Genomic DNA, 25,616 nt, shown 5'->3' with positions numbered 1-25,616 from the left:
TGTGAGTGTAGGGTGGTCCATAATAAAAGCGAAAGGTGGAAATGCATCCACGCGAATGGATAGAGGTGAGGCCTCAGGGCGTCTATTGCAAGGCAGGCGATTTTTACATCGACCCGATGCAGCCAGTCGCGACCGCCGTCGTCACCCACGGCCATGCCGACCATGCCCGCGCCGGTCATGGTAGCGTCTATGCCACGACCGAAACTCTGGCCATCATGCGTGCGCGTTACGGCGACGACCACGCGGCGACGGAACACGCATTGCCGTACCGGGCGGTCGTCGATATTGGCGGCGTCAGGTTAAGCCTGCATCCGGCCGGCCATATCCTCGGTTCGGCCCAGGCGCGGTTGGAATACGGCGGTGCTACCATCGTCTTTTCCGGCGACTATAAACGCCGCGCCGACCCTACCTGTGTTCTGTTCGAGCCGGTATCGTGCGATGTCTTCGTCACCGAAGCCACCTTTGCCCTTCCGGTGTTTATCCACCCGCCGCTGGAGGACGAAATCCAGAAACTGCTGGCGTCGTTGCGGCAATTCCCCGAACGTTGCCACCTGGTCGGCGTCTATGCGTTAGGCAAATGCCAGCGTATCATGTGCGCCCTGCGCGCCGCCGGTTACAATGAGACCATCTATCTCCACGGCGCCATGATCCGGCTGTGCGAGCTCTACGAATCCTTCGGCATCGCCTTAGGGCCGTGGGAAGCGGTGACGCCGGAAAACGCCAAATCCCTGGCCGGCAAGGTGGTGCTATGCCCGCCGTCGGCCTTGCAGGATCGCTGGTCGCGGCGACTGCCCGACGTGCTGACGGTGGCGGCTTCCGGCTGGATGCGCATACGCGCCCGCGCCAAGCAGAAGGGCGTCGAACTGCCGCTGGTGGTCTCCGACCATTGCGATTGGGCCGAGCTGACCGAGACGCTTGACGATGTTGGCGCGCCGGAAATTTGGGTGACCCACGGCCGCGAAGACGCCCTCATCTATTATGCCGAGCAACACGGCTTCAAGGCTCAGGCCCTGCACCTCTTGGGCTATGAGGACGACAGCGAATGATACCAACGGCGATCACACTTCACTCATCGCCGTTGGTAGCGGGCAAGCGCCCGCCCGAGCTGTTGCGAGGAGCCATGCGGCGCTTGAGCTTAAAAAGAGGCTTTCATATCAATGGTCCTTCTAAAGGACCATTGATATGAAAGCCTTTTCGCGCCTTCTCGAACGTCTGTATTTCGAGCCCTCGACCCTGGGCAAGGAACGCCTATTGCTCGACTATTTCAAGGCGACGCCCGACCCGGACCGCGGCTATGCCGTCGCCGTCATAGCCGATGGCCTGTCCCTGCCCAATTTCAAGCGAGCCATGGTGCTGGACCTGATCCGTGCCCGCACCGACCCGACGCTTCTGGCCATGAGCTACGACTATGTCGGCGAGCTGTCGGAAACCGTCGCCCACCTGTGGCCGGCGCCGCCGGTTCCGCCCAACGACCTCGACCTGCCAACCCTGCATGCGGTGATCGACGGGCTGCGCCATACCCCGAAGGCGCAAATGCCTGACTATGTCGCCGGCCTGCTCGATCGCATGACGTCGCCGGAGCGCTGGGCCTTGCTCAAGATCGGCACGGGATCGCTGCGCATCGGCGTATCGGCGCGACTGCTGAAACAGGTCCTGGCCAAATACGGCGGCCAGGAGATCGGCGAGATCGAGACCCTGTGGCATGGCCTCGACCCGCCCTATGAAAACCTGTTCGCCTGGCTGGAAGGCCGCGGTCCAAGGCCTGAGGTGCATGAAAGCCTGACCTTTACGCCGGTCATGCTGGCCCACGCGCTTGAGGCCAAGGACTTCGGTCTGATCGTGCCGGATACCTATGCCGCCGAGTGGAAATATGACGGCATCCGCGTTCAGTTGGTCCACAATGCCGTCGGCCGCGCCGTCTTTACCCGCACCGGCGACAATATCAGCCACAGCTTTCCCGATGTGCTCGACCATCTCAACTTCCATGCCGTGCTCGACGGCGAGCTGCTGGTCCAGCACGGTGACGAGATGGGGTCGTTCAACGACCTGCAACAGCGCCTGGGCCGCAAGAATCCGTCGGCCAAGATGATCGCCGACTATCCCGCCGGCATCACCGTCTATGACGTCCTGATGCTGGAGGGCGAAGACGTGCGCGAGCAGTCCTATGCCGCTCGCCGCGCGCTGCTTCAGGCGGCGCTGGACCACTACAAACCCGACGGCATCCGGATGTCGCCGGAACTGCCCTACACGGCCTTCACCGAGCTGGAGGAACTGCGCGCCAGCGTCGACAATGCCTCCGTCATCGAGGGCCTGATGTTGAAGCGCCGGGATTCAGCCTATGTCGCCGGACGCCCGACCGGGCCATGGTACAAGTGGAAGATCAATCCAAAACTGGTCGATGCGGTACTGATGTATGCCCAACGTGGGTCGGGCAAGCGCTCCAGCTTCTATTCCGACTTCACCTTCGGCCTGTGGCAAGGCGACGAAATCCTGCCGATCGGCAAGGCCTATTTTGGCTTTACCGACGCAGAGCTCAAGGAACTCGACAAGTGGGTGCGCCACCACACGACCAACACCTTCGGCCCCGTGCGTGAGGTGAAAAAAGAGCTGGTGTTCGAGGTCGCCTTCGACGCCGTCCATCGCTCAAAACGGCACAAGTCGGGCTATGCCCTGCGCTTCCCGCGCATCAGCCGCATCCGTTGGGACAAGCCGGCCAATGAGGCCGACCGCCTGGACGCCCTGGAAAGCCTCCTGACAGGAGGCGAAGGCTAAAACAAAGGGCGTCACCTTGCGGCAACTCCCTGTTTGTCCGGAAAGAAATGGTGGTTGCAGTCCGTGGCTAACCAGTCTGTCATGGTCGGTTCGCGTATCAGCAGCAATAACAGGCACCATCTCGGTTTTTGCTTCGCGCAGTCGATATTTCTCCAGTATTGTTGCTTTAGTTTACCGGTCACGTCGCCGACTTCCGCGACCTCCATGACAGTTGCCTCGTTCCCGTCGTCTAAATACGGCTACGAAGTCGTCGACCGTACCGGGTGAAGATCGCATCGTCGGCGACAACCGTCATGGGCGTGATTAAATCGGTACAAGACCATTGATTGCCGGTTTAGTCCGATATGCAGAGGCCAAATGCACTTTGCTAATTATGCCGACAGCGACATGCTGCCCACCGGTGCCTTGCTTGTCGCTGGGCCCAAAGGGCCAGTGCGAATGGATGGGTGACGGGTAGTGGCGTTATTCCACGGTGAAACCGGTGTTTACAGCAATATGTGATGTCTGTGTGATGCCGGCAGTGCCGCGAATGAGTAGACCCGGTACTCATTCGCAGAGAGGTTTGTTGAAAAGGTTGATGTTTTTGCCGCACGAATGAGTGGGTGTTTAAATAATATACTACCTCAGAACGGATGTATGTGAAACACAATACGTGTCTCTATCCACGACCGCCCAAAAGAGGACTGCGACAGAAAGCGCTTTGGTGATTGGGAAGGCGATACGGTGATGGGCGCGCAAGGCCGAGGCGCGGTCGTCACTCTGGTTGAGCGTAAAAGCCGCTTTCTACTGGCGGCAAAGCTGAAATCCAAACAGGCGCCGGCCCTCAGCATCAAGGCCGTGTCGTTGTTGCGACCGCTACCCCGCACATGGCGGCGAACCATGACCTTCGACAACGGTAGTGAGTTCGCCAGGTTCAAAGACATTGAGATCACCACGGGCATCAAGGTGTTCTTCGCTGATCCCTATGCCGCCTGGCAGCGCGGAACCAACGAGAACACCAACGGTCTGCTCAGGCAGTTCTTCCCAAAGGGCTGCGATTTTAAAGTCGTCACGCAAAAAGACCTTGCTAAGGCCGTCGCAAATCTAAACCATAGGCCCCGCAAATGCCTCGACTTCAAAACCCCTTACGAGGTCCGAAAAGAAGACCGTGTTGCGTTTTGAATTGGAATCTACCCCGCGAAATCCCGCGAAATCCCGAAATCCTCCGGGAAATCCTCCGGCTTCTTTGGCCAGCGACAACACGACCTCTCCGGCCTCAAGGCGCAAAACCAACGCCTCCTTGGCCTCGGTCGTTAAAACGTGAATCTTTCTCATCTGGGCTCCTTGTTGCGAGCCTTGTCCCCGAAATTATTCGGTCTCACCTAAGGGGTGCAGTCCAGTCCCCAAAATGCAAAATGCCCATCCAACATCATAAATGCTTATGGCGGAGGCTCATACCTGCCGAAGAAATTATTGAGGCTGCATTTTGAAAAAAAGAAAGTCCAATTTCATCAGGTGGATATTTGCAGACGACCTCTATTACGATTTTTTTTCCTCTCGACAAAGGGTAAGAAAAGTAAATTTGACCACTTTCTACAAATGACAAATACGTATTGATCTTTTCTTGCAGAATAAGAAGGTGATTACCGGTCCAATTTAAATGGTCCGATATTGTCAATACGACATCTTCGGAATCATTACTCAATCCAATCGCATCCACAACGTCAACATTTTCTATAGTCATAGCTTTAAATCTCAAGATCCTGTTTGTTTTCTTACTACCTCAACTGTCTGAGGTGGTATTTGTGTACCTGCGGGATAGCCAGGCTTGCCTCGTCCCACAACAGTCGCACCAGTCTCAGCAATTTCAGGAAAGCCCTGCGTCTGGTTCGGGGTAAGGGGGGCAGTTTCAGACCCTTTGCATTCAGTGCAAATGATCTTACCATTTGCGTCAGTAGATACAATATCTAGTCGAGTCTTGACTCCACTTTTAGTGACTACTGTAATCTCGGTTTGCACATTGGAGTTTGTTAGCGCCTTTTGAGCGACCACTTCCGCCTGAAACGCCTCACCATTCGCCTTGTTGATAAGCACTTGAGGCGTCTCGGCTACCTGAAGGTCCTCCCCAAGCATTTTCATTGGAAAGCCAACTTCTGGTGCGACAAAGGTGATTGCGTCGCCTATATTGGGGTTACGGGCCTCCTTGTTGTGGTAAATCTCATACTGCTGTCTTTCCCCAACTTCCCGCCAATACCGGTTCCACCCCACGCGTATTCCGCAACCTAAATCACACGGCTTGTTCCGCAATCCAGTCGGATCCGTGCCATTGATCGGATCTCCACCAGTGTATGCATAGAGGTCCAGGTCATCCTTGCTGCCAATGGGATCGGTCTGTAAGAACCTTCCGTACTTTGGGTCATAAACACGGGCCTTGTAATAATAGAGATAAGCTTCCGGCAGAGTCGCCTGGCCGGTGTAGCGAAAACGGCTGCCCGACCACAAATCGGCATCGCTGGCACTTTTCGGCTCGCCATAGGGGCCGTATTTGTAGAGTTCCTGGACCATGCCGGTGTTGTTGGTATAGGCGATGATGCTGCCTTGATAATTGCTGATCAGGTAGCGAGGGCTGGCCGAGGTCTGGCCCTCGAACCATACCAATGGCTCATCCGTACCTGCGCCGAAGACATAACGACGGCGCTGCGTACCACCGCTGGAATATTCACCGATCAAATTGACACCGTCATAGAGATAGGTGTCTGTCGTGGCGCCATATGTCTTCACATACAGACGCCCCAGCGGGTCATAAGACAGGGTCAGGTTGGCTGATCCCCCTGTGGCGGTCAGAAGACGGTTTTCGGCATCGTAGGTAAAGGTGCGTGCGCCCGTACTTGTGCCTTCGCTAGTGAGGTTGCCGCTGCAATCATAACCGGCCCCGGCCGTCGCGCACGTCGCCGCCAGACTGGCGATGCCAGAATCCTGGTTCAGGCCATTATAGGTGCGCGGGTCGATAGAGTTGGCGATTTCCTTGTAGTCATAGCTGATGCTCGACGCGTCCCAGCCCGCGATCTGGGAAGCTGGATTATAGGCCGAGAATGTCCAGTTGATGTCATATGCGGTTGCGGCGAGGTCGTTGTTCAAGCTCGTCAACCGACCGAGATTGTCGTAGCCATAGGTCGTCGTCGCTACCGCCCCTGAAGCACCGGCCGCACCGCGATAGAGATTGGTGCGGCGCCCCAGGTTGTCATAGGTCTGACCGAACAGGACCGAGGTTGTCGTGCCGGCGGTATAGCTTAGCGACAGAAGCCGGTTCACGTTATCCAGGCTATAGGTTTCATAGTCATAGGTCGTGCTCGAAGTCTGAACGTACGGCAAGGTCATTTTCGTACGCGCGTTGGCTTGATTGTATTCGTAGATGATAGGCCGACTGATGGCATCGGTCGTCGTGACCAAGCGCCCCAGCGCATCATAAGCATTGGTGATGCCGGCATTGGTCGGCGCGGAACCGATAAAGCGGGCGTAAAGGGCATGCCCTTGCAGATCGTAACCGGTATAGACATCTTTCGATGTACCGTTCGTATTGCCGGCCCAAACCGGCATGTCCTTCAGGGTCTCGCGGTTCAGGGCGTCGTATGTGTAGGCAATGGTAGCGCTATTACGATGACGATATGCCATGCGGTTACCATTGGCATCGTAGCTAAACTGCTCATAGTCAGCAGCGTTGATAGCGCCCGACCCGACCGTGGTACTGGGATATTGGACCTGCGACAACCGATCGAAGTCGTCATAGACGAACATCGTCTTGTTGCCCTTGGCGTCCATTTCGGAGGTTTTCAAGCCGTCATCCGAATAGGTATAGCGGGCATAGGCGCGTTGCGCCGACGTGCCGAAAGCCTGATCAATTTCCGTCACCTGGCTGGCGTCGTCATAGATCGTCTTGGTGATTCGATCCGGGCCGTAGCTGCCTTCGGCACCGAGCGTACAGGCGTCCGCCGGAACTGAAGCAAAGTTGTTGCCGCCCGGGTTCATCCGAACAACGGTGCATTTGACCCGTTGATTGGCGTCGTAGGTCACTTGGGTGACGCTGGTAATCGTCTCCACTGCCTGGACTAATTGAGGCGCCAAACTCCCTAAGATCAAGCTGGCCAAACCGACGACAAGGTGTTTCATGACTCCCTTCCCCCTATGCGCAATCATGGCTGTCCAACCTCCGTCTTGATAAGAAGGCCAGTGGTCGTATCGTAGGTTTTGCGTACGAAGCTGGTGGGAACAAAATTTGTAACATCCGTCGGCAGGCCCGACGTATCGAAAACGATGGCGTCAATCGTGCCCGTTTTCGTCAGGTCTTCGCGGCTATCGATATCGTAATGGTGATAGAGGACCACGCGCTTCAAACTGCCGGAACTATCCGGATCAGCAGCGATTTCATACACTGGACGGCGGCGAACATCGTAGATAGTATAGGTCTTGTCATCGACGTCTGTACGCGGACCGTCAACCGCAACCACATCACCAACATAGTCATAGGTGTTGGTCGTCGACTCCCAAAGATTGGTTGGGGAATAGGGCAGAGTCACATTTGCCGTCCCTGAGCGCACGGTTTTCTTTGTTAGGAGCAGGTTGGGTGAATTATATTCGAAATCCGTGATGGTTTCGAGGGCGGTACCTACGCACGATGCCGAATTGGTCGCTGTCGCGCTACGGCACGATGACGTTTTTGTCAGGCGCCACACAGGCGTTGAAGCGACCAAAACACCAGCACTGTTCTTGATATAGGGCGTCAGCTGCGTATAGACATATCGGGTCTCAGGATGCACCTGTTGGCCATTGACCTGATCGATGGGGGCCTGGGGATCGAAGACAGCCGGTCCAGTTTCTGTTAAAACAGCTCCGTGAACAGGACTGTAGGTGTAGTCCGTCTCTTTTCCATTCGGATCGATAACGGCCTCAACCTTGTTGCAGTATTTGTAGTTCGCGGAGGTACAATCGGTCTCGTAATGATATTGTGTGACCAGAGGCGCGCCGCCATTCTTCGGATATTGCGAAACACTGGTGATATTGCGGCGGGCGTCGTAGGTATATTCACTGTAGCCACCGGTGAGAGCCAAGGTCGTCTGATTATAGGTTGCTTCTGGACTGATAATACGTTTGATCGTTCTGTTGTCTGCCCTATAAGCGGTATTGTCGTCATTATATTCGTACTTCGTGACCCGGCCGAGGCTATCTGTATAAGAAGAAATCTGGTCTAGGTAGAAGTACTTCAGAGGGCCACTCTCCGTTCCCTGATAATTGGCCTTCTCCGAACGAACTGAGTAGGTCGCAGCATCCGGCAGCGAGGCTGTAATTATATAGGGCGCTATCCCAGTCGACTGGTCCTGCCAACTGTAGGCGTAGGTGGTATGCATGCCATCGACATATGCGTCCGTCACACGGTGCGAGATAGCGAACGAATATGCGTTGTAACGCCCGGAAGGCCAGGTTGACCCCGTAGGCGAGAATTGACCTAATGCGACATTGGCCGCATCGGAATAGGTCGCGGGGTAAGCGATATTTAGAGTAGGCCAAGCGGGAGCGTTCGAGGACGTACAACTGGCGGCGGCGACATCACAATAGTCATATGACGTATTGATAATATATATCTTTTTGGGAAATTTGGCGGAGAACTGATGGTTACCCGTTAGATTGTAAGTCTTATCATCATACTCGTATTTTACCATCCAGCCATTGGAGCTCACCACGCTTATTGGGTAGTATATAGCGACATTGTGAACAGTATAAAGTTGGTTATTATTTCCCCCCGAGGTAGTAAAAACAGAACTTGCCGTTATATGGGTTATTTTTATAGTCTCACCATCTGGTTTATTGATCTGGACGAGCATGCCCAACTTCCCAGTGATCCCATCATAAGCGTCCGATGTCTTAGTGTATTGTGTTTGATCAAACAGATAGGCTACCCCCGCCTTGTCCCAATAGGTGCAGATATTAGAATTGCAGCTGTCAAAAAATATATCGGCATCATAAACAAGGCGTTTTCCGCCGATAACAATTGAATCCCTCCCTGGGGCATTGGATGAAGTTGGATCACGATCGCGATCCGATTCATAGCCAACAAAATTGTCAAGGTAGTCGGTAACGCCGCTGGTGTAGGTCAGGCCGGCTTCCGTCACCGATTGCGCGATACCCGCCGTCGAAATTCCGGGTAAATCCAGGCTCGGTCCCCCCGAGATCAGGTTGACATGGTTGGCATCCAGCACCTTGGTTGGCGGTGGCGGTACGGTCTCGTCCGAACGGGCCGCAACCGGTACGCCAACCAAAGATAGGAGCGCCAGTGCGCTGACGACGTAGTCCAAACGGAAAGACATATTGCCGGAGTCACGACCGCCTATTGCCTTAAACATGCGAGTTCCAAGTATCTTATTGATGAAAAGGTGCGATAGGTATCTGCCGACCATGGCGTGAGAAAAGTGCGTCGGTTGCGCTACTCGCAATGAGTGCGGACTTCCATCTCGCAATCCATATTCACGAACCATAATCCCCCCGATTGCCCAGCCAAAATCCCGTGCCTAGATCAGGCAGTTCGTTGGCGCAGCACCCCATTGCCGAGCAGACCTTGCATATTTATGCCGATACTGACAAGGCGCCTTTTCTGCCTAAGCGTGCACATCTACCGGCGTTACAGGATAACTCTTTGATCGATTTGGATATTTATATGACAAAATAAATTTCTTGCTAAAATTGGAAATCGCTCACATTTTTGGCGATAGCATCGGATTGTAGAGGGGGAATTTCGTGACTTCAAAGCGGGCGCAAATATCTGTCGCAACGCGGCGCAGTTTGTTCAAGGGTGCGCTAGCAATGACATGCATGACCGCAACTGGTCTTGCGGCCAATCAAGCCTTCGCAGCCAGCACCGCATACCGATACGATGCCCTCGGCCGGGTGATTCAGGTCATGCTTCCCACGACCCAGATTGACTATGCCTACGATGCCGCCGGGAATCGAACGGAAGCCACCAAGACTGTCGCCATTCAGGTAACGGCGACCTCGTCCAACAATCTGCGTACTCTGGCGAATAGTGCGGGTTACACCGGCACCGCCGGTGCGCGATACTATTTTGTGGTCGACGCGGGTGTCACAATTACCGGCACCGCAGGCGGCGGTAAAGGTATCGAGACCGGCACCTGGCCGGCAGATGCTGTTCTGACCTTATTGGTTATGGGCAATGTCTATGGCGGCGGCGGCACCGGCGGCGCGGGCAGCAATAGCGGCGCAGGCGCCAATGGCACCAACGGCGGCTATGCCATCAACGTTCAAGCCCCCATCACGATTGTCGTCAGCGCCACCGGCACGGTTAAAGGCGGCGGCGGCGGCGGCGGCGGCGGCGGATACACCATGGGACCGCCCAGCGTCGGCGGGGACGGCGGCGGCGGCGGTTTCCCCAATGGTGCAGGCGGCCTGGGATCGGCCGGCGCGGCTGACACTGCGGTCAACGGCGCGGCCGGGACAACGGCCGGCGGGGGTGTCGGCGGTTCCAGTGGCCCTCCAGGAGGCAAGGGCGGTAATGCTGGCGCCGCCGGTATCAGTGGAACAACAAGCACCGGTGCCGGTGGTGTGCGCGGCGTGGCCGGCAATGCCGTTCGCAAAAACGGCAATGCGGTGACGGTCATCAACAATGGCGGCACGATTCTTGGTACCGTCGGTTAGTATTCGGTTTGAATCTTTTATTTCGTTGTGAGGTAAATGTGCGCTCTCTCATTCTAGCCATCGGGCTAGCCATCGGGTTGCTCGCCGGAGCCTGTATGGCTTCCGCCGCGTCGGCGCAGACCGATGCTCCGCTAACGTGCAGCGATCTTGCCATGCCGATCACCGGCGTAGCTGACGATGCGACCTTCAGCTTTACCATTCCGGTCGATGATCTGGCGGCGCAGTGCACTTCGACGACAAACGCTACGATCACTGTGGTGACACCCGTTGACGATGTGACCGTGACGCCGACGCCGCATTCCAGCCAGACGATCACCTTCACCGTCCACGACAGTGACGGCAATACCGCTACCGGTCATGTGATTGTAACCCGGGATTAAGCGCAGTCCTTAGCTCAACATTTCCCGCAACGCCGAAACCTGGAACTTGATGCGGCTATGCCTGCGGTGGCTGTGGCACTCCTTAAGGCCGCCAAACGCTCCGCGGGGAGGGGCTTGGAGGCCCGTCAGGTCCCCTCAAACGGGTCGATGGCGGCGACGAGATCGAGGATTTCGAGGGTAATTTCGCGGGGCGGGGCGGTGAACACGGGAACTTACACCCTGTTATTGGCGTTCGTTCACCCATTTCCACCCATTTAGCAGGGGGTCGGAAGAGCCTATCGGCGTTCGTTCACCCATTTCCACCCATTTAGCGGGGGGTCGGCAGAGCCTATTGGTTGTTGTGGCCCGCTTACAGGCTAAGAGCGGAATGACTTTGGGAACCACCAGCCGGAAGAAAGTACTCCTCACCCGGCAGGCTAAAGCATGCCACGGCACCGGCCGCCGACCGCCGGCCTCTCCCCTCAGCCCGAAAAAGCGTGGACAGAAACCGAAGGCGCAAGGACCGGCGCTATAATTATTGATCGTTATTTCGTGGCTCTTGAACGAAAAGATAACAGAGACAATGCGGACTGAGGCTATTCGCGTGTGCTGGTCGAATATAATCCAAGAATGCTACCCCTTCCTTGGAAAACTCACCTGCACATGCTCCTGCCCATAGGCCATCAAATACGGCCCGCATTGCGCCAAAGCCGAGATCGCCTGTGACTCCGACCGCAAGACCCGATCATCCAGGGTCACACCCGCGGTACGATGAATAATCGGTGGTTTCGACAGATTGCCCATCGGCGAGAAACTGACCTCCAGGGTCACATCCAGACTGTTCTTGTCGGCAATGCGATTCCAGCACGGTGCGATGGCCTTCCACAGATCGTTGATGGTCTTGGAGTTCTGATTGCCGATCTTGACGTGGCCCTCTTCGCTGGTCTTGGCGGCCTTGGCCTCGAACGGATTTTCACCCAAGGCTTCGCTGATCGACTTGGCCGGATTGGGCTTGGTGACGGCCGTATCGACAACGATGGTCGGCGTCGCCAGCATTTGCATAAAGTCGTTCATGCGCTTGGTTTCCGGCGGCACGACGACGGCCGGCTTGGAGTTCGAGCTGTCGTGAACGCCGACCAGATCGATCTGCACGCCCGTAACGGCGTCACCATCGCCCTTGGCAGTGACATTGGCCAGATTAGGCGTCGTCGTCACTGCAAACGCCGTCAACAACAGCGCGTGCAACGCCAGAGACCCAATGATCGCCAGCGGCCGTTTTAACTTTGCAAATTTCGCTGGCTTTACATCCGTCATCCCGCTTAACTCTACTACAGATGATTGCTGGCTGGGAAGCGATCTGATAAGGATTTGTGCGAACACGGCGAATATCCGCCAAGGCCGAGTGAGTGCGATGCGTAAGACGGGGGACGAAGGCGAGGGGGGATTTATGATGGTCGACGCCCTGGTCGGGACCGTCATCATCGCGTTGATGATCACGGTATGCCTGGCGACCCTCAAAATCTCGCGCACCTTGTCGCAAACCGCGGCTGACGCCAAGGGCGCACAGGCCGTTCTCACCGCGGTGATGGAGACGACCCCGCATGTGACGGGCGACTATAATGGTCGGTCGGGTGATTTCACCTATCGTGTGCAGGTCAAAAAGCAGACCTTCAACAACATCACCTTTTGTCAGTTGAGCGCCAGCGCCGTGCGGGCGGACCGTCATCATACCTATCGCCTGACGGGGACGCGCTGGTGCGCGGCCACCGTATGAAACAGCGCCACGATGACGGCTTTACACTGGTCGAAGCGCTGATGGCGCTATTGATCGTCAGCCTGTCCCTGGCCGGGGTTTTCGAGGCCAGCCGGTTTGTCAGCCATATGGACCGACGCGTTCTCAACGCACGCCAGACCGCGCAAAAGGACGCAGCGTTTCAAGCGGATCTAACGACCAAATTGACACCCTTGCAACCAATCGAAGGCGATGATCTCAGCGGCGACGCGCATAAGATGCGCTTTGCCTGCGATCCAGGAACAAAAAGCCAGAACTGTGCTATCGACGCCGGCGAAGACCGGCAATTCGCTTATGTCGGCAGTGGCGCGACAGTCGCCCAGTGGCCGCCGGTCGCGATCGAAAACGCGATACCGCCGCGCCTGGAGGCTGTTCTGGTTCGTGACGGTCACGGAAATAATATCACGGTGATTAAATTACCGGTTGAACACAATCGTAACTGTCAGTTTGATATGATTTCGCGAACCTGCCGCGTCCAAGCCGATTCTTCTTCCGAAACTTCCCAAGCCGCTTCCCAATGAATGACCTGACTACTGAACGCGGCACCTTCAAGCCCTTCACCCGCCTGGTGACTGCGCCGCCATCGTGGCCATGGGACCAGGCGCGTGCGGCGCGGCTGGAAGCCCAGCACACCTCGCCGGTTTCGGGCGACGACGTCAGCATTGTCGTGCGTCGTCTCAAACCCTGGGCATTGGGCCAGGACGGCAAGTTTGTCGCTATCTACCTGCGCGGCGTGGATATCCGCCAGGGCCTTAAATTCGATATCGACATCCAGGGCCAGCGCTTGACCGTCGACATGCCGTCACCCGTTCAAAAGGCGGCGCAGGCCAATGATCGTATCTGGCGGATCGGTCTCGTCGGCGGCGCCGTCGCCTGTCTGTTGCTCATGAGTGTTATCACCCTGCAACGCCGTGGCGCTGAAGCCGACCGGCTGACCGAGGTCGAAAACCAGTTGCAGCGCAAGGCGCATGAGGCCGAGGGCGTGGCGCGCGCCAAGGCTGACGCCGAAGCTTTGGCTGAATTGGGATTAGGCAACCGCTCCCTCGATAATGCTCTGAGCGATCTGAAGCAGCTGAGTTTGAAGCGCGATTCTGCGACACGTATCGACGCCTTCTACTGGAACAAGGGCTATTGGGCGATCGAGGCGCGCGGCACCGATGCGCCGATCAAGGACGCGACCGTGCCGCTGCAACGGTCGTCGAAACCGGTGCGCAAGGGCGTGTGGCTGTGGGTCTCGGCCCAAGAAGACGGTCAGCCATGATCTACGACCGCCGCCCCAAATCCGCGTTTCAACTCTCCGACATCCCGAAGGAAGCCTATGCCGTCGCCGCCGGCTTGCTGGTTGTAGCGGTCGCGCTACTCTTTCTGTCGCGGCCGTCGGGCAGTCATCAGCGCTTGGCCGCACTGGAACAACAGGCGGCGGTAATCGCGGCCGCCAACAAGGCCGAAGGCGATCTCGGCGTCTATCCGCTCGGCAGTGTGTGCACCAACACCCTAGACGACGCTTTCAAGAACCAACTGACCTCGGCACTGATGAACACCGGCCTGACCGTGACGGCGCTCGACATCTCGCCTAGTGGCAAGACGGGGGAGGGCCATCCATTGATGGGTTATTCCCTGACGCTCAAGGCCAGCGGCACTTACGAACAGGCCATCAACAGTCTGGAGGTTATGGCGCATTATCGGCCGCGCCTGTTCCTCGACACGATGAGCCTGCGCAACCAGACCAGTTCGGTCGATCTCGATTTGGAAGGACGGCTCTATTGCCGATGGACAAAACAAGGCTGATCCTGGGGACCGGCGCGGCGATGGCGGCTGCGGGACTGCTGGTCTTGCTGGTGGTCGACCCGACACATGGCGACAATGCGCGACTCGATGCCGTGGCCACTGCAGCCAAGGCAGGGCCGCGCCTGTCGGCTCTGTCGCAAAATGTTGGCTACAGCGAGGATTTCGCGCTTTTGACGCAAAGACCGATCTTCGTCATGACCACGGGTGCCGGCGCCTATAAGGACAAGACCTTCCAATTGTTCGGTGTGTCGATCTCCGCGGGCCGCAAAGCCGTGCTGGTGTCGATTGATGGCGCACCGCCCGTGTGGGTCAGTGCTGGCCAGATCAGCGGTGATGTGCAACTGATCGATGCCGATGCCCGAAGCGCGCGATTCGACACGCCGCTGGGCGAACGCACTGTGAGCATGAATGACCCGGCGCCGAGTGCGACGCCCGGTAGTGGGGGATGACGACGCCGATGATGTGGAAAGCGGGGGCTTTTGCTCTCATTCTCTCAAGCCTGCCCATGATAGCCGCGCCGGTATTAGCCGCGCCGGCCGCTGCCGGCGTGCAGACCTATACCTTTGTCTTCAAGGATGCCGATATTTCCCAGGTTGCCGAAGAAATTCTCGGCAGCAGTCTTGGGGTTGCTTACCGGGTTGAACCCGGCGTCACCGGCAAGATGAATTTCAGCATCGAGCAGCGCCTGACCAAGGCGCAGCTGCTGGCGGCCTTCGAAGCCGCTCTCAGCAATTACGATGTGGTCATGACCCAGGACGGTGACACCATCGTCCTCAAGGCACGCAAACAGGCCACCATCGGCGGCCAAGTCACGACCAGTTCGGGACCGGCCTCGGGCATCGGTTTCCAGATTCGCGCCGTGCCGATCAATTACGGCTCGGCAACCGAAATTGCCAAGGCTCTGGGCACGGTCGCGAAATCCGACATGGTGCTCTATTCGTCCGACAGTCTGGGTTTGATCCTATTGGGCGGGCGGGCCGAAGAACTCGACAACGCGATGACGACCATCGCCTTGTTCGATCAGAGCACGCTGAGCGACGCCCGCATCCGTTTCTATCCGCTGAACAGCGCCAACGCCGTCACCATGGCGACCGATTTGCAGGACCTGTTAAAGGCGTCCGGCACATCCAGCGTTGCGATAGCACCGATGCGCCGGTTGAACGGCATTTTCGCCTTTTCACGCTCATCGGACGTCTTGGATCAAGTCGGCCGCTGGGTCCAGAAGTTGGACGTTCCGTCGCAGGATACATCGGTCAAGGTCTGGGTCTACCATCCCCGCGGCGGTTCGGCGGAAAACCTGGTGCGTACCCTGAACGCTGTTGCGGGTAATGGCGGTGACGTCATGCAACCCTCGGCTACCGGCGGGACGACCTCGACCAATACGGCTACAGATACGGGCACCTCTTCAGGCGCCGGCACGGATAGCGGCTCCAATCAGGGCACCCGCATCGTTGCCGACAAGGACACCAATTCGATCATCATCAATGCCCCGGAAGCCACCTTGATCCGATTGCAACAAGTATTGAACGAGATCGACCATGAGCCGGCACAGATATTTATCGAAGCATCGATCCTTGAAGTCACGCTCAGCAAAGACCTGAACTACGGTGTCGACTGGTCGAAAATCGCCTCCCATGGCGACCTCACCGTCAGCAACTTCACGGACAAGAACACTGCCTTTAATACGATTGCGCCCGGATTCAGCATCAGCTACGTCGGCACTGACATCTCGGCCGCCATTACGGCGATCAGTTCGCAATCCAAGGTCAAGATCGTCTCGGCGCCCAAGATCACGACGATCGAAAATTCACCGGCGACCTTGGAAGTCGGCGATCAGGTGCCGATTGTCACGCAATCTGCCCAGGCGACCAACACCACGGGTGCGCCTGTCATCAATACGGTCGATTATCGCAGCACCGGCGTCATGTTGAAAGTAACGCCGCGCATCACCAGCGATAATCGTATCCTGCTCGATGTCAGCCAGGAGGTCAGCTCGGTCGCCAAGACGGTGACATCCGGCATCGACTCACCGACCATCAATCAGCGCAAGATGGATTCAAGCCTGATAGTGCCGGAAGGCACCGTTGTGGCCTTGGGCGGCCTGATCAGCTCCAGCGACTCCCTGAGCGATAATGGCATTCCAGGTTTGAAGAACATTCCGCTGGTCGGCGGTCTTTTCAAGGGCCAAACCCATTCGAACGGCCGTACCGAGCTGATCGTCCTGTTGCAGGCACATATCCTGCGCGACCCGTCGGACTATACATCCTTGACCGCCAATCTCGGCGCCGACCTCAAGGACCTGATGCAAACTGGCGCCTATCTCGTCCTGCCCACGGCCGCCAATGATGTGCCCCCGCCACCCGCCGGACAGTGACGGCGGCTATGCCAGCATGACCGCCATCGTGCTGTGCGCAGCTCTGTCGTTAATGTCCGCCGGCGCGCTTGGCTTGGTCATGGCGGAAAAGAAACAGGCCCAGCGCCAGGTGTTCCGCACTCAACAGCTGGAGGCCATCAATACGGCCGTCCTGCATTTTTCAGGGGACATTGTGCGGGCCCAAGGCGACGCCACCTTGACCAAGGTCGAAACGGTCGATGTGCCCGACGGACATATGACGGTCACTCTGCGCGCCGAATATGAAGGGCGCAAGTGGCCCATGGCCAAGATCGCCGACCTCGATGAAAAACTACTGAAGTCCTATACGGCCATATCGCGCAATGATTTTGTCGCTCAGGCCGCTCGATCGGATAGGAATGATTGCCTGCGCAGCCTGTTTTCAAATTATGGATTTGCCGACCCGCAACACGATTTGCCGCACGGTGTTGGTCTGATCGCCATGTCCGGCGGGCATGATGGGCAGGTCTGGCGCATCCGAGCGGTGACTGGCGGCCGCCTGGAAGAGCGGCTAGTGCGTTTTTTAGGTGATCCTAATCACCTGTTTGCGGTAGTGTCGCAGGAAGACTATGCCTTAGGAGAGATGCCGTCATGCACGCAACTGACCGGACAGCCGTAAGGCGCGCCGACGACGGTTATACCCTGACCGAAATGCTGGTGGTCATCGTCATCATCGCGCTGATCGCCGCCGTGCTGACGCCGTCCCTGCTTGGACAGTTGGCGCGCGCACGCGCCAAGACGGCTGGCCTGCAACTCGACACCACCACCACATCGCTTGAGATGTTCAAGGACGATATCGGCCGCTATCCGACGCAAAGCGAAGGGTTAAAGGCCTTGGTTTCCGACCCGGGTACCGAGGGATGGCTCGGGCCGTACCTCAAGTCCGACAAGGCGCTCAACGATCCTTGGGGACATCCGATTGTCTATACCGCAACGACGGATGGCGCCAGTGTCACCATGCTGGGGGCTGATGGCAAGACCGGCGGCAAGGGCGTTGACCAGGACGTGACGGCGTCACTGAAATGATCGATGTCGTCGCGCCGGACATGACGATATTTCGCGCGTTCGCCGGCCTATGTGTTGGCGCGGTCGTCGGCTCATTCGCGGCTACCGCGGCGCTGCGCCTGGCGACTGCCCGCGATCCCATCAAGGGCCGGTCGCAATGCGACGGCTGCGCACGGCAGTTGAGCTGGGCCGAGACCGTACCGTTCGTCGGCTATGCCATCGTCCGCGGTCAGTGCCGCTGTGGTTCACGCATCGACAGTTTTCACATGGTCGGCGAAGCCCTGGGTGGAGTAGCCTTGGCCGTCCCGCTCGTTATGCTGCCTGGCGAGGCAGCCGTGGTCACCGGCCTTCTGTGTCTGCTGTTGCTGGTCTCGGCCCTAATCGATCTCAAGACCTTTCGCTTGCCCGATCTGTTGACCTTGGCCATTGCCGCTTGCGCCCTGATCCTGGCTTTGCTCGGCGGCCATCTCTTGGCGGGTATCATCGCCGCGGTGACTGCCGCCGCGGTTCTGTACTGCCTGAAGCTTTGGCTCGAACGCCGTCATGCCAAACCCATGTTGGGACTTGGGGATATCAAGCTCGTGGCCGCCTTGGCCCTGTGGCTGGCCTGGCGAACCCCCGCGATGATCGCCGTGGCTGCCATTCTAGGGCTCGCTGTCGTTCTCGTGCAAAAGCGCAAGGGGGCCATTCCGTTTGGGCCGATGATCGCGGTCGCGGCCTTCATTATCGGCGTTCTGGTGCCGGAAGGCTGGTTGGTATGATGAGTTTCGATATCATCCGCGACGATGTCCTCGATCATTTGCTTTCCATAGGCAAAGTCACGCCCGAAGCTATCGCCCGGGCGCGTGTCCTGTCCGACCGCACCCAGCAACCGATCGAACAGGTTCTCAATCAACTGGGTCTGCTGTCGGATGAAGACCTGGCGCTCGCCTATGCTGAAGTGACAGGTCTTCCCATATGGCATCCTGATCAAGAGCCGCCCCAAGTCGATATCAAGGATTTAGGGCTCGGCCAGGAATTTTTACGCAAGGTTCGGGTCGTGCCGTTGCGTCTCGATGGCGACCGCCTGATCTGCGCTGCCTGCGATCCGTTCGATGATGAGATGAGGGCGGGCTTGGGGTTCGCGACGGGGCGGGATATTGTGCTCCAAGTCGCGCGCCTCAGTGACTGGCGCCGCGTCTTCGACGCCGACAACTACGAAATCCAGACTGATAGTTTTCTCGACGAACGCCGAGTCGAACGCGACCTGGCCTTCGTCGAGGACCATAGCGTCGAAGGGCAGGCCGTCGAACTGGTGGCGCAGGCCTTCGCCGCAGCGGTTGAACGTGGCGCCTCGGACATCCATTTCGAGCCGCGTCGCAACGATCTGCTGGTCCGGCTGCGCGTCGACGGCCGGTTGATCGACTATGTCACAGCGCCCTCCGATCTGACCGGACCGTGCGTTTCCCGTATCAAGGTGCTGGCCAACCTTAATGTCGGTGAACGCCGCTTGCCGCAGGACGGCCGCGCCTCGTTCCTTAATGCCGGCCGTTCGGTCGACGTCCGGGTCGCCACGTCGCCAACCGTCTTCGGTGAAGGCGCAGTACTACGTCTGCTCGACCGCGCCAATGCGCCCCAGACCATGGCCGCCCTGCAATTCCCCGATCACATCGAAACCCTGCTGGAAAAGGCTATTCGCGCGCCCCACGGTTTGTTCCTGGTTACCGGGCCGACAGGTTCGGGCAAGACGACCACCCTGTATGCGCTACTGGCCGCTTTCCGCAATTCCGGCAAGAAGATCCTCAGCGTCGAAGATCCGGTCGAGCGCTATTTTGAGCATGTCTCTCAAACGCAGGTGCAGACTGTTATTGGCCTGACCTTCGCCTCATGCCTGCGTTCCTTCCTGCGTCAGGATCCGGACATCATTCTGGTGGGTGAAATCCGTGATTCCGAAACCGCCGCCGTCGCGGTGCAGGCCGCCATGACGGGCCACTTGGTGCTGGCGTCGGTCCACGCCAATACCGCCCTGGCGGTCGCGCCGCGCCTGCATGACATGGGAATCGAGCCCTACCAGTTAGCCGCGTCGATCAAGGGTGTCATGGCCCAGCGCCTGGTGCGCAAACTCTGTGAAGTCTGCAAGGTTGAGATCCCCGTCCACGAATCCTTGGTCAGCTTTTCCAAGCGCTCCGGTACACCAGTCCCGGCGCGGCAATTCATCGCCAAAGGCTGCCCCAAATGCCGCGGCATCGGCTATGCCGGCCGGATCGCCTTGGCCGAAGGCATTTGGGCGGACGAGAAGTTCCTCAGTCTGGTCGGTGACGGCGCTCATCTCGAAGCGCTGAAAAGCTTTGGCCGTACGGCCGGCCTGACCACCATGGTACAAGAGGGGGTGCGCCAGATCGAACGCGGTCAAACGACCCTGGATGAGGTCGCCATCATCGCCGATGACTAATTCCAGGATGGCCAATTTTTCCTATCGCGCCGTGCAAAGCGACGGCAAGACCCGCCACGGCCAAATGATGGCTGTCAGCGAGGCCGAGGTTTTCGCCAAGCTGCGCGCCGAAAATCTGTCACCGGTGTCGATCAGCGCTAAACGCGACAAGTCAGCCGGCCAAGGGCTGTCCCTACCGGCGTGGTGGCCGGCGCGCAAGGGTTTGTCTGATAACGATATCGAGGAATTGCTGCAAAGTCTGGCCGTGCTGCTGCGCGCGGGAGCCGATATCCGTACGGCCCTAGGTGTGCTCAGTGCCGATAATGATGTTATCAAGGACGTATCACAAAAGATACTGGGCGGGGCCAGCCTCGACATGGCCCTCGGCCACGTCATACCGCAATCCCTGACGCACTTGCGCGGCCTGATCGCAGCGGGCGAGGCGAGGGGGAATGTCGCTTCCGGTCTCGAAGGCGCGTCGCGCGTCCTGACCACACGGCGCAAGATTCGCCAGCAATTGTTTGAAGCTCTGAGCTATCCGGCCTTTGTGTTCGTCACGGCTTTGGGCGCTTTAAGCGTTATCCTGCTGGTCGTCGTGCCGGCGATCGCGCCGTTACTCCAGGACAGCGGCCAGAAGATGCCGATCTATTTCAGCGCCATTCTGTTTCTCAGCCAGACTTTGCAAAAGGGCTGGATATTTCTGCTGGCGGCCATCCCTGTCACCGGCGCCAGCCTGTATATCGCCTGGCGGTACGGCGGACTAAAGGCGTGGCTGGATGTCTGGATGCTCGACGGCCCGTTAGGCGGCGTGGCGCGGCCGTTGGTTTTTGGCGGTTATGCCAAGACGCTCGGCGAAAGCCTGGAAGCCGGCGCCAATCTCAGCGAAGGCCTGCGGTTGTGCCAACGCAGCCTCGGCAATGGCGAAGCGCGCAAACGGCTGGATATCATCGTCAATCTAATACGCCAGGGCCGCGCCCTGAGCGAAGCCTTGCGCCAGGTCAAGGGCTTTCCAAAGGCTATCATTCGGCTATGCGAAGTCGGTGAAGCGTCATCGGCCGTCGGTCCCATGTTGGCCCGCGCCGGCGAACGCGAGGAAACCGCGGCTTTGGGTAAGATCGACAAGTTGTCGAAACTGCTAGGGCCGTTGTTGATCATGGCGCTGGGACTGATGATCGGCGCCCTGATGGCCGGTGTGCTGACCGCCCTGACCGACATTGGTTCGGTGTCGGGAGCGTGACGTGATTCAATCCCGGGTTACAATCACATGACCGGTAGCGGTATTGCCGTCACTGTCGCGCACAGTGAAGGTAATCGTCTGGCTGGAATGCGGCGTCGGCGTCACGGTCACGTCGTCGGTGGGTGTAACCACAGTGATCGTAGCGTTTGTCGCCGAAGTGCACTGCGCCGCCAGATCATCGACCGGGATTGTAAAACTGAAGGTCGCACCGTCAGCTACGCCGGTGATCGGCATGGCAAGATCGCTGCACGTTAGCGGAGCATCGGTCTGCGCCGACGCAGCGGAAGCCATACATGCTCCGGCGAGGAACCCGATGGCTAGAATCAGAGAGCGCACATTTACCTCACAACGATATAAATAAGATTCAAACCTGACATTAACCGACGGTACCAAGAATCGTGCCGCCGTTGTTGATCACCGTCACCGCATTGCCGTTCTTGCGAACGGCATTGCCGCCAACGCCGCGCACGCCGCCGGCACCTGTGCTCGTCGTTCCACTGATTCCGGCAGCCCCAGCGTTACCGCCCTTGCCTCCCGGAGGCCCACTGGAACCGCCGACGCCACCGCCGGCTGTTGTCCCGGCCGCGCCGGACGTCGCCGCGTCCCCGCTGGTGCCTGAAGATCCCGCACCGCCGTTTCCATTGGGGAAGCCACCACCGCCACCGTCGCCACCGATAGTCCCGCTGCCGCTACCTGCGGAATATCCGCCACCACCGCCACCGCCACCGCCGCCTTTAACCGTGCCGGTGGCGCTGACGACAATTGTGATGGGGGCTTGAACGTTGATGGCATAGCCGCCGTTGGTGCCATTGGCGCCTGCGCCGCTATTGCTGCCCGCGCCGCCGGTGCCGCCGCCGCCATAGACATTGCCCGTAACCAATAAGGTAAGAACAGCGTCCGCGGGCCAGGTGCCGGTCTCGATACCTTTACCGCCGCCCGCGGTGCCGGTAATTGTGACACCCGCGTCGACCACAAAATAGTATCGCGCACCGGCGGTGCCGGTGTAACCCGCACTATTCGCCAGAGTACGCAGATTGTTGGACGAGGTCGCCGTTACCTGAATGGCGACAGTCTTGGTGGCTTCCGTTCGATTCCCGGCGGCATCGTAGGCATAGTCGATCTGGGTCGTGGGAAGCATGACCTGAATCACCCGGCCGAGGGCATCGTATCGGTATGCGGTGCTGGCTGCGAAGGCTTGGTTAGCCGCAAACCCTGTTGCAGCAACACAAGCCGTTGCCATCGCGCCTTTGAACAGATCGCGTCGTGTCGCAGCTGATATTGATGATTTGCTTTGTGACAATGAAGCCCCCGCTCAATTTGCTGAAGCACAAATTGGTGCGTAATTTCAATTTACGCAAGAAAAACATTTTCGCAGCTAAATAATATTTTACTTGGAAAAATTCTCAAGATAAATCAGATGGTTGTTAGAATATAACCTTTTTAGACAATGTAAACGTGTAAATCGATCTTGCCCAGATGAGGGAATTGTGCTTCGTGAAGTGGAATTGGGGACCAACTGGCTGGTTGATAGCCACTTGGTAGTGGTAACGGGGGCATGATGCGATATGCGACATAAAGGGCTGGCGACGAGTATCGCCCAGACCGCAAACTGCGGTGCCATACCCGACCTCGCCGACGCGTTCATTTTCGTAATAAATCGTCGTTGGCGGTGGCCGTGCCAGTTCGCTCTGTTTTGGAGCATCGTATGAGGCAGCTGCCTCAAGGACGACAAGACCGCATATTGAATTTAATAGCATCGGGGGATTAGGTTCGTGAACCAACCTTTAGGACATAACATATTACAACCACACCGTCCCAGACATCTGCGATTCCTGTGTTCGGTTATATTGCTTGGTATCGCGGGAATAGGTACTTTTGCATCGGAAGTGTTTGCCCAATCCGTTCTCAATCCGCCGCCCTTCCATCCGGTAGATCAAAATGGCTTTAATCTCCTCACGGGAAGGTTCTCGCATCCACAAATGGATGTTGGAATAGGTAATAAGCAGAGCGGACTTCAGCGTTCCATTGGCGAATCGCACCCGCTTGAGCCAGACAGCTATTCCGACCATTGGTCGGGGTCGTTGCATTGGGGCATCATGTACTCGGAGACATTGCTCAACCGGTATACGGTTGCCGATCTGTTGCTCGAAGGCCAACACTACTATTTCCGCATGGAAAGGCTGAATTATGATGGCCCGCGGTGGCAAAACGTCCTGGTTAATCCACATCACCTGACCAGCGCGGGCCCGTATATGGCTATGAAAGGCACCATGGGGGGGATTGGCACAAGTTTCACGTGCACGGGAGCCTATGCTAGTTGGTACCAAGGTGGCGTCTGCACACTGAAAACGCTTGACGGTCGCATTGCAACTTATGCCGTCAACAGTTGCGTCCCAAGCAGCTACACCGACTGTGGTGTTTGGCAGAACAAGGGAACTCTGACTAGCATTACGCGGCCCGACGGTGAAGTCATCAAGATAACGACGGATAATACGGTCTTTGATTGGACCGGCAAGGAGCCCGACCTTGAGCCGCCACAACCAATAAAATCGGTCGTGAGTTCTCTTGGCTGGGCTCTAATTTATGATTCAGCTAACAATCGTGTCACTGCCGTCAACAGCAGCGTGACCTATTGCGATCCAGCGGCGTCAGGTTGTTCGGTGGATGCTCATTTTCCAACGGTACAGAAAATTTACACGCAACAGGGTAGCGCCGGCGAAATTTCTGGCATTTACCGGAATAACATTTTGATGGCGCAAAACCAGTTTTCGGATGTAAATAGTCCTCCCGCTGACGTTATTGCGTCACCATCCAACATTACGGCTTACTTCAATTGTGACAAGGATTTGCAAACCACGTTCACACATAAAACGGTGTTGTTGGGAGGCAGCGGGGGCACCGAAATCGACGGCGTCAGCTACGACAGCAAAACTGGGGAATACACAGGTGGCTCGGACGCATTTATACACCAATATGCCGAAAGCGTAGATTACCAAACGTTGCGTGGCTTTGGCACTGCGACTTGCACCTACAAGATCGGTGGCTACACCTGGACCTATGCGATTACGCGTTCTGCAACAACCAGTACGCACACGCCGGAGAGCATCACGACAACGGTCACCGACCCCTCCGGCGCCAAGACTACCTACGAGATGTCGTCTTTTGGCTTGGAGTCGGTTAAGGACGCGCTGAACAGGCAGTCTTCAAACAGCTACATTCCCGAGACCATCGAGACTGATCCCTCGGGGAGTTCTGATTTTGGCTTGGTTCTGACATCCAGCAGTCCCGAAGGTATAGTAACGACCTACACTTATGACACATTTAAGCGAATCGTCGGCGCCAATATCACGTCCAAAGATGGGAGTTCTTCGCAGACGTTTTCTTATAGCTACGTCAACTGTGGTGCGGATTGCACCAAGCCCACCAGCATTACCGATGCAATGGGAAATACGACTTCCTTTACGTATGACCCCGTTCATGGGGGCATTTTGTCAGAAACGGGACCGGCTGTCTTCGATCCCCTTGCCCCCATCGATCTGGTAAATGGCCAACTGGTGCATCCTCAAACTCGATACGTCTACGCTCAACTAACGCCTTACATCAAAAACAGTGCCGGCGCCTTGATAGCGTCAACGCCTGTGTGGCGCCTTACGCAGACCTCTTCCTGCCGCAGTGCAACGGCAACCAACCCGGCATCATGTGTCGGCACCAACCTCGAAACCACCACAGATTTCGAATACAATTCGCCCAACCTGTTTTTGACAAAGAAGACGGTGCGTTCGGGGACTGCGAATCCGTCTCTGCCCTATTCGGCAACCAATCTGTGGGAATCCACCGCCTACACCTATGATGATGTCGGTAATTTGGTTGCGGTAGACGGTCCGCGTATTGATGTCGATGACAAGACCTACACCACCTATGATCTGCTGCGTCGGCCCGTTTACGAGATCGGTGCCGATCCAGATGGTTCGGGCAGCTTGAAACGAGTCGCTGTCTATCACCACTATGATAGCGACGGCCGCGAAGACCTGACGAAGACGGGAACAATCGACGCCATCGTCTTCGATACGGCGGGCCTGCCGACGGACGTTACCAACTTTGTCCCCACCAGTTTCACACGTAAGACTTATGATGCGACCACTGGCCTTCCTATCAAGACGGAGGTTGGGCAGCCATGATGA

23 protein-coding genes are annotated in these 25,616 nt (G+C 57.4%); 17 read left to right on the top strand and 6 right to left on the bottom strand.

All coding sequences use genetic code 11. The annotated features are described in order from the left end of the window. Positions 1-41 precede the first annotated feature (41 nt). The 3 genes from AC1DX3_RS15300 to AC1DX3_RS15290 all read left to right on the top strand — a co-directional run bounded on the left by AC1DX3_RS15300 (position 42) and on the right by AC1DX3_RS15290 (position 3,933). Positions 42-1,046 (top strand): ligase-associated DNA damage response exonuclease, encoded by a 1,005-nt coding sequence (locus tag AC1DX3_RS15300; protein ID WP_476990180.1) that lies wholly within the window; start codon positions 42-44, stop codon positions 1,044-1,046. Positions 1,047-1,182: 136 nt separating this feature from the next. After that, positions 1,183-2,772, top strand: a complete 1,590-nt coding sequence (locus tag AC1DX3_RS15295; protein WP_476990179.1) for a cisplatin damage response ATP-dependent DNA ligase — start codon at positions 1,183-1,185, stop codon at positions 2,770-2,772. A 648-nt stretch (positions 2,773-3,420) separates the two neighbouring features. Further along, positions 3,421-3,933 (top strand): IS30 family transposase, encoded by a 513-nt coding sequence (locus tag AC1DX3_RS15290; protein WP_476990230.1) that lies wholly within the window; start codon positions 3,421-3,423, stop codon positions 3,931-3,933. Between the two features lie 247 nt (positions 3,934-4,180). Here AC1DX3_RS15290 and AC1DX3_RS15285 read toward each other — a convergent pair whose 3' ends face one another. From AC1DX3_RS15285 to AC1DX3_RS15275, 3 genes are read right to left on the bottom strand one after another with little or no spacing between them, the layout of a single operon-like run. Further along, entirely contained in the window at positions 4,181-4,495 is a 315-nt protein-coding gene (locus AC1DX3_RS15285; protein WP_476990178.1) for a DUF6572 domain-containing protein, read from the bottom strand. Positions 4,496-4,506: 11 nt separating this feature from the next. Then, positions 4,507-6,918 carry an RHS repeat-associated core domain-containing protein gene (locus tag AC1DX3_RS15280; protein WP_476990177.1) on the bottom strand — a complete coding sequence of 804 codons (2,412 nt, stop codon included), beginning with the start codon at positions 6,916-6,918 and terminating at the stop codon, positions 4,507-4,509. A gap of 23 nt (positions 6,919-6,941) precedes the next feature. Further along, positions 6,942-9,146 (bottom strand): hypothetical protein, encoded by a 2,205-nt coding sequence (locus tag AC1DX3_RS15275; protein WP_476990176.1) that lies wholly within the window; start codon positions 9,144-9,146, stop codon positions 6,942-6,944. A 553-nt stretch (positions 9,147-9,699) separates the two neighbouring features. On the opposite strand from AC1DX3_RS15275, the gene AC1DX3_RS15270 reads away from it, so the two are divergent. Both AC1DX3_RS15270 and AC1DX3_RS15265 read left to right on the top strand, forming a co-directional pair. Further along, positions 9,700-10,452, top strand: a complete 753-nt coding sequence (locus tag AC1DX3_RS15270) for an RHS repeat domain-containing protein (protein WP_476990175.1) — start codon at positions 9,700-9,702, stop codon at positions 10,450-10,452. A 95-nt stretch (positions 10,453-10,547) separates the two neighbouring features. After that, the gene (locus tag AC1DX3_RS15265) at positions 10,548-10,832 is read left to right on the top strand and encodes a hypothetical protein (protein WP_476990174.1); all 285 of its coding nucleotides are present in this window, start codon (positions 10,548-10,550) and stop codon (positions 10,830-10,832) included. Positions 10,833-11,444: 612 nt separating this feature from the next. On the opposite strand, the gene AC1DX3_RS15260 is transcribed toward AC1DX3_RS15265, so the two are convergent. Beyond that, the gene (locus tag AC1DX3_RS15260) at positions 11,445-12,026 is read right to left on the bottom strand and encodes a hypothetical protein (RefSeq protein ID WP_476990173.1); all 582 of its coding nucleotides are present in this window, start codon (positions 12,024-12,026) and stop codon (positions 11,445-11,447) included. Between the two features lie 196 nt (positions 12,027-12,222). Between AC1DX3_RS15260 and AC1DX3_RS15255 the strand changes: the two genes are divergently transcribed. From AC1DX3_RS15255 to AC1DX3_RS15205, 11 genes are read left to right on the top strand one after another with little or no spacing between them, the layout of a single operon-like run. Next, positions 12,223-12,585, top strand: coding sequence for a hypothetical protein (locus AC1DX3_RS15255; RefSeq protein ID WP_476990172.1), 363 nt, complete (start codon positions 12,223-12,225; stop codon positions 12,583-12,585). Next, entirely contained in the window at positions 12,582-13,124 is a 543-nt protein-coding gene (locus AC1DX3_RS15250) for a prepilin-type N-terminal cleavage/methylation domain-containing protein (protein ID WP_476990171.1), read from the top strand. The genes AC1DX3_RS15255 and AC1DX3_RS15250 overlap by 4 nt, the downstream gene beginning before the upstream one ends. Then, a complete protein-coding gene (locus AC1DX3_RS15245) occupies positions 13,121-13,864 on the top strand; it encodes a hypothetical protein (protein ID WP_476990170.1) in 744 nt (247 codons plus the stop codon). The genes AC1DX3_RS15250 and AC1DX3_RS15245 overlap by 4 nt, the downstream gene beginning before the upstream one ends. Next, positions 13,861-14,391 carry a GspMb/PilO family protein gene (locus AC1DX3_RS15240; protein WP_476990169.1) on the top strand — a complete coding sequence of 177 codons (531 nt, stop codon included), beginning with the start codon at positions 13,861-13,863 and terminating at the stop codon, positions 14,389-14,391. The genes AC1DX3_RS15245 and AC1DX3_RS15240 overlap by 4 nt, the downstream gene beginning before the upstream one ends. Then, entirely contained in the window at positions 14,373-14,840 is a 468-nt protein-coding gene (locus tag AC1DX3_RS15235; protein WP_476990168.1) for a hypothetical protein, read from the top strand. Before AC1DX3_RS15240 ends, AC1DX3_RS15235 begins: the two co-directional genes overlap by 19 nt. Next, positions 14,837-16,765, top strand: coding sequence for a type II secretion system secretin GspD (gspD, locus tag AC1DX3_RS15230; RefSeq protein ID WP_476990167.1), 1,929 nt, complete (start codon positions 14,837-14,839; stop codon positions 16,763-16,765). Before AC1DX3_RS15235 ends, gspD begins: the two co-directional genes overlap by 4 nt. Next, on the top strand, positions 16,737-17,402 hold the full coding sequence (locus tag AC1DX3_RS15225) for a hypothetical protein (protein ID WP_476990166.1): 666 nt from the start codon (positions 16,737-16,739) through the stop codon (positions 17,400-17,402). Before gspD ends, AC1DX3_RS15225 begins: the two co-directional genes overlap by 29 nt. Further along, a complete protein-coding gene (gene gspG, locus AC1DX3_RS15220) occupies positions 17,375-17,809 on the top strand; it encodes a type II secretion system major pseudopilin GspG (protein WP_476990165.1) in 435 nt (144 codons plus the stop codon). The genes AC1DX3_RS15225 and gspG overlap by 28 nt, the downstream gene beginning before the upstream one ends. Then, on the top strand, positions 17,806-18,549 hold the full coding sequence (locus AC1DX3_RS15215) for a prepilin peptidase (protein WP_476990164.1): 744 nt from the start codon (positions 17,806-17,808) through the stop codon (positions 18,547-18,549). The genes gspG and AC1DX3_RS15215 overlap by 4 nt, the downstream gene beginning before the upstream one ends. Continuing rightward, entirely contained in the window at positions 18,546-20,219 is a 1,674-nt protein-coding gene (locus tag AC1DX3_RS15210) for a GspE/PulE family protein (RefSeq protein WP_476990163.1), read from the top strand. Before AC1DX3_RS15215 ends, AC1DX3_RS15210 begins: the two co-directional genes overlap by 4 nt. A gap of 7 nt (positions 20,220-20,226) precedes the next feature. Beyond that, positions 20,227-21,435: a type II secretion system F family protein gene (locus tag AC1DX3_RS15205; RefSeq protein ID WP_476990162.1), complete on the top strand. Its 1,209-nt coding sequence runs from the start codon at positions 20,227-20,229 to the stop codon at positions 21,433-21,435. A 6-nt stretch (positions 21,436-21,441) separates the two neighbouring features. Here AC1DX3_RS15205 and AC1DX3_RS15200 read toward each other — a convergent pair whose 3' ends face one another. Next, complete coding sequence (locus AC1DX3_RS15200) at positions 21,442-21,726, bottom strand: hypothetical protein (protein ID WP_476990161.1); 285 nt, start codon at positions 21,724-21,726, stop codon at positions 21,442-21,444. An 85-nt stretch (positions 21,727-21,811) separates the two neighbouring features. Next, on the bottom strand, positions 21,812-22,573 hold the full coding sequence (locus tag AC1DX3_RS15195) for an RHS repeat domain-containing protein (RefSeq protein WP_476990160.1): 762 nt from the start codon (positions 22,571-22,573) through the stop codon (positions 21,812-21,814). Positions 22,574-23,207: 634 nt separating this feature from the next. Between AC1DX3_RS15195 and AC1DX3_RS15190 the strand changes: the two genes are divergently transcribed. After that, positions 23,208-25,613 (top strand): hypothetical protein, encoded by a 2,406-nt coding sequence (locus AC1DX3_RS15190; RefSeq protein WP_476990159.1) that lies wholly within the window; start codon positions 23,208-23,210, stop codon positions 25,611-25,613. Positions 25,614-25,616 lie beyond the last annotated feature (3 nt).

It is taken from the genome of Asticcacaulis sp. P2_B1, from assembly GCF_056404915.1.
This window is presented reverse-complemented; position numbering and strand designations above follow the sequence as displayed.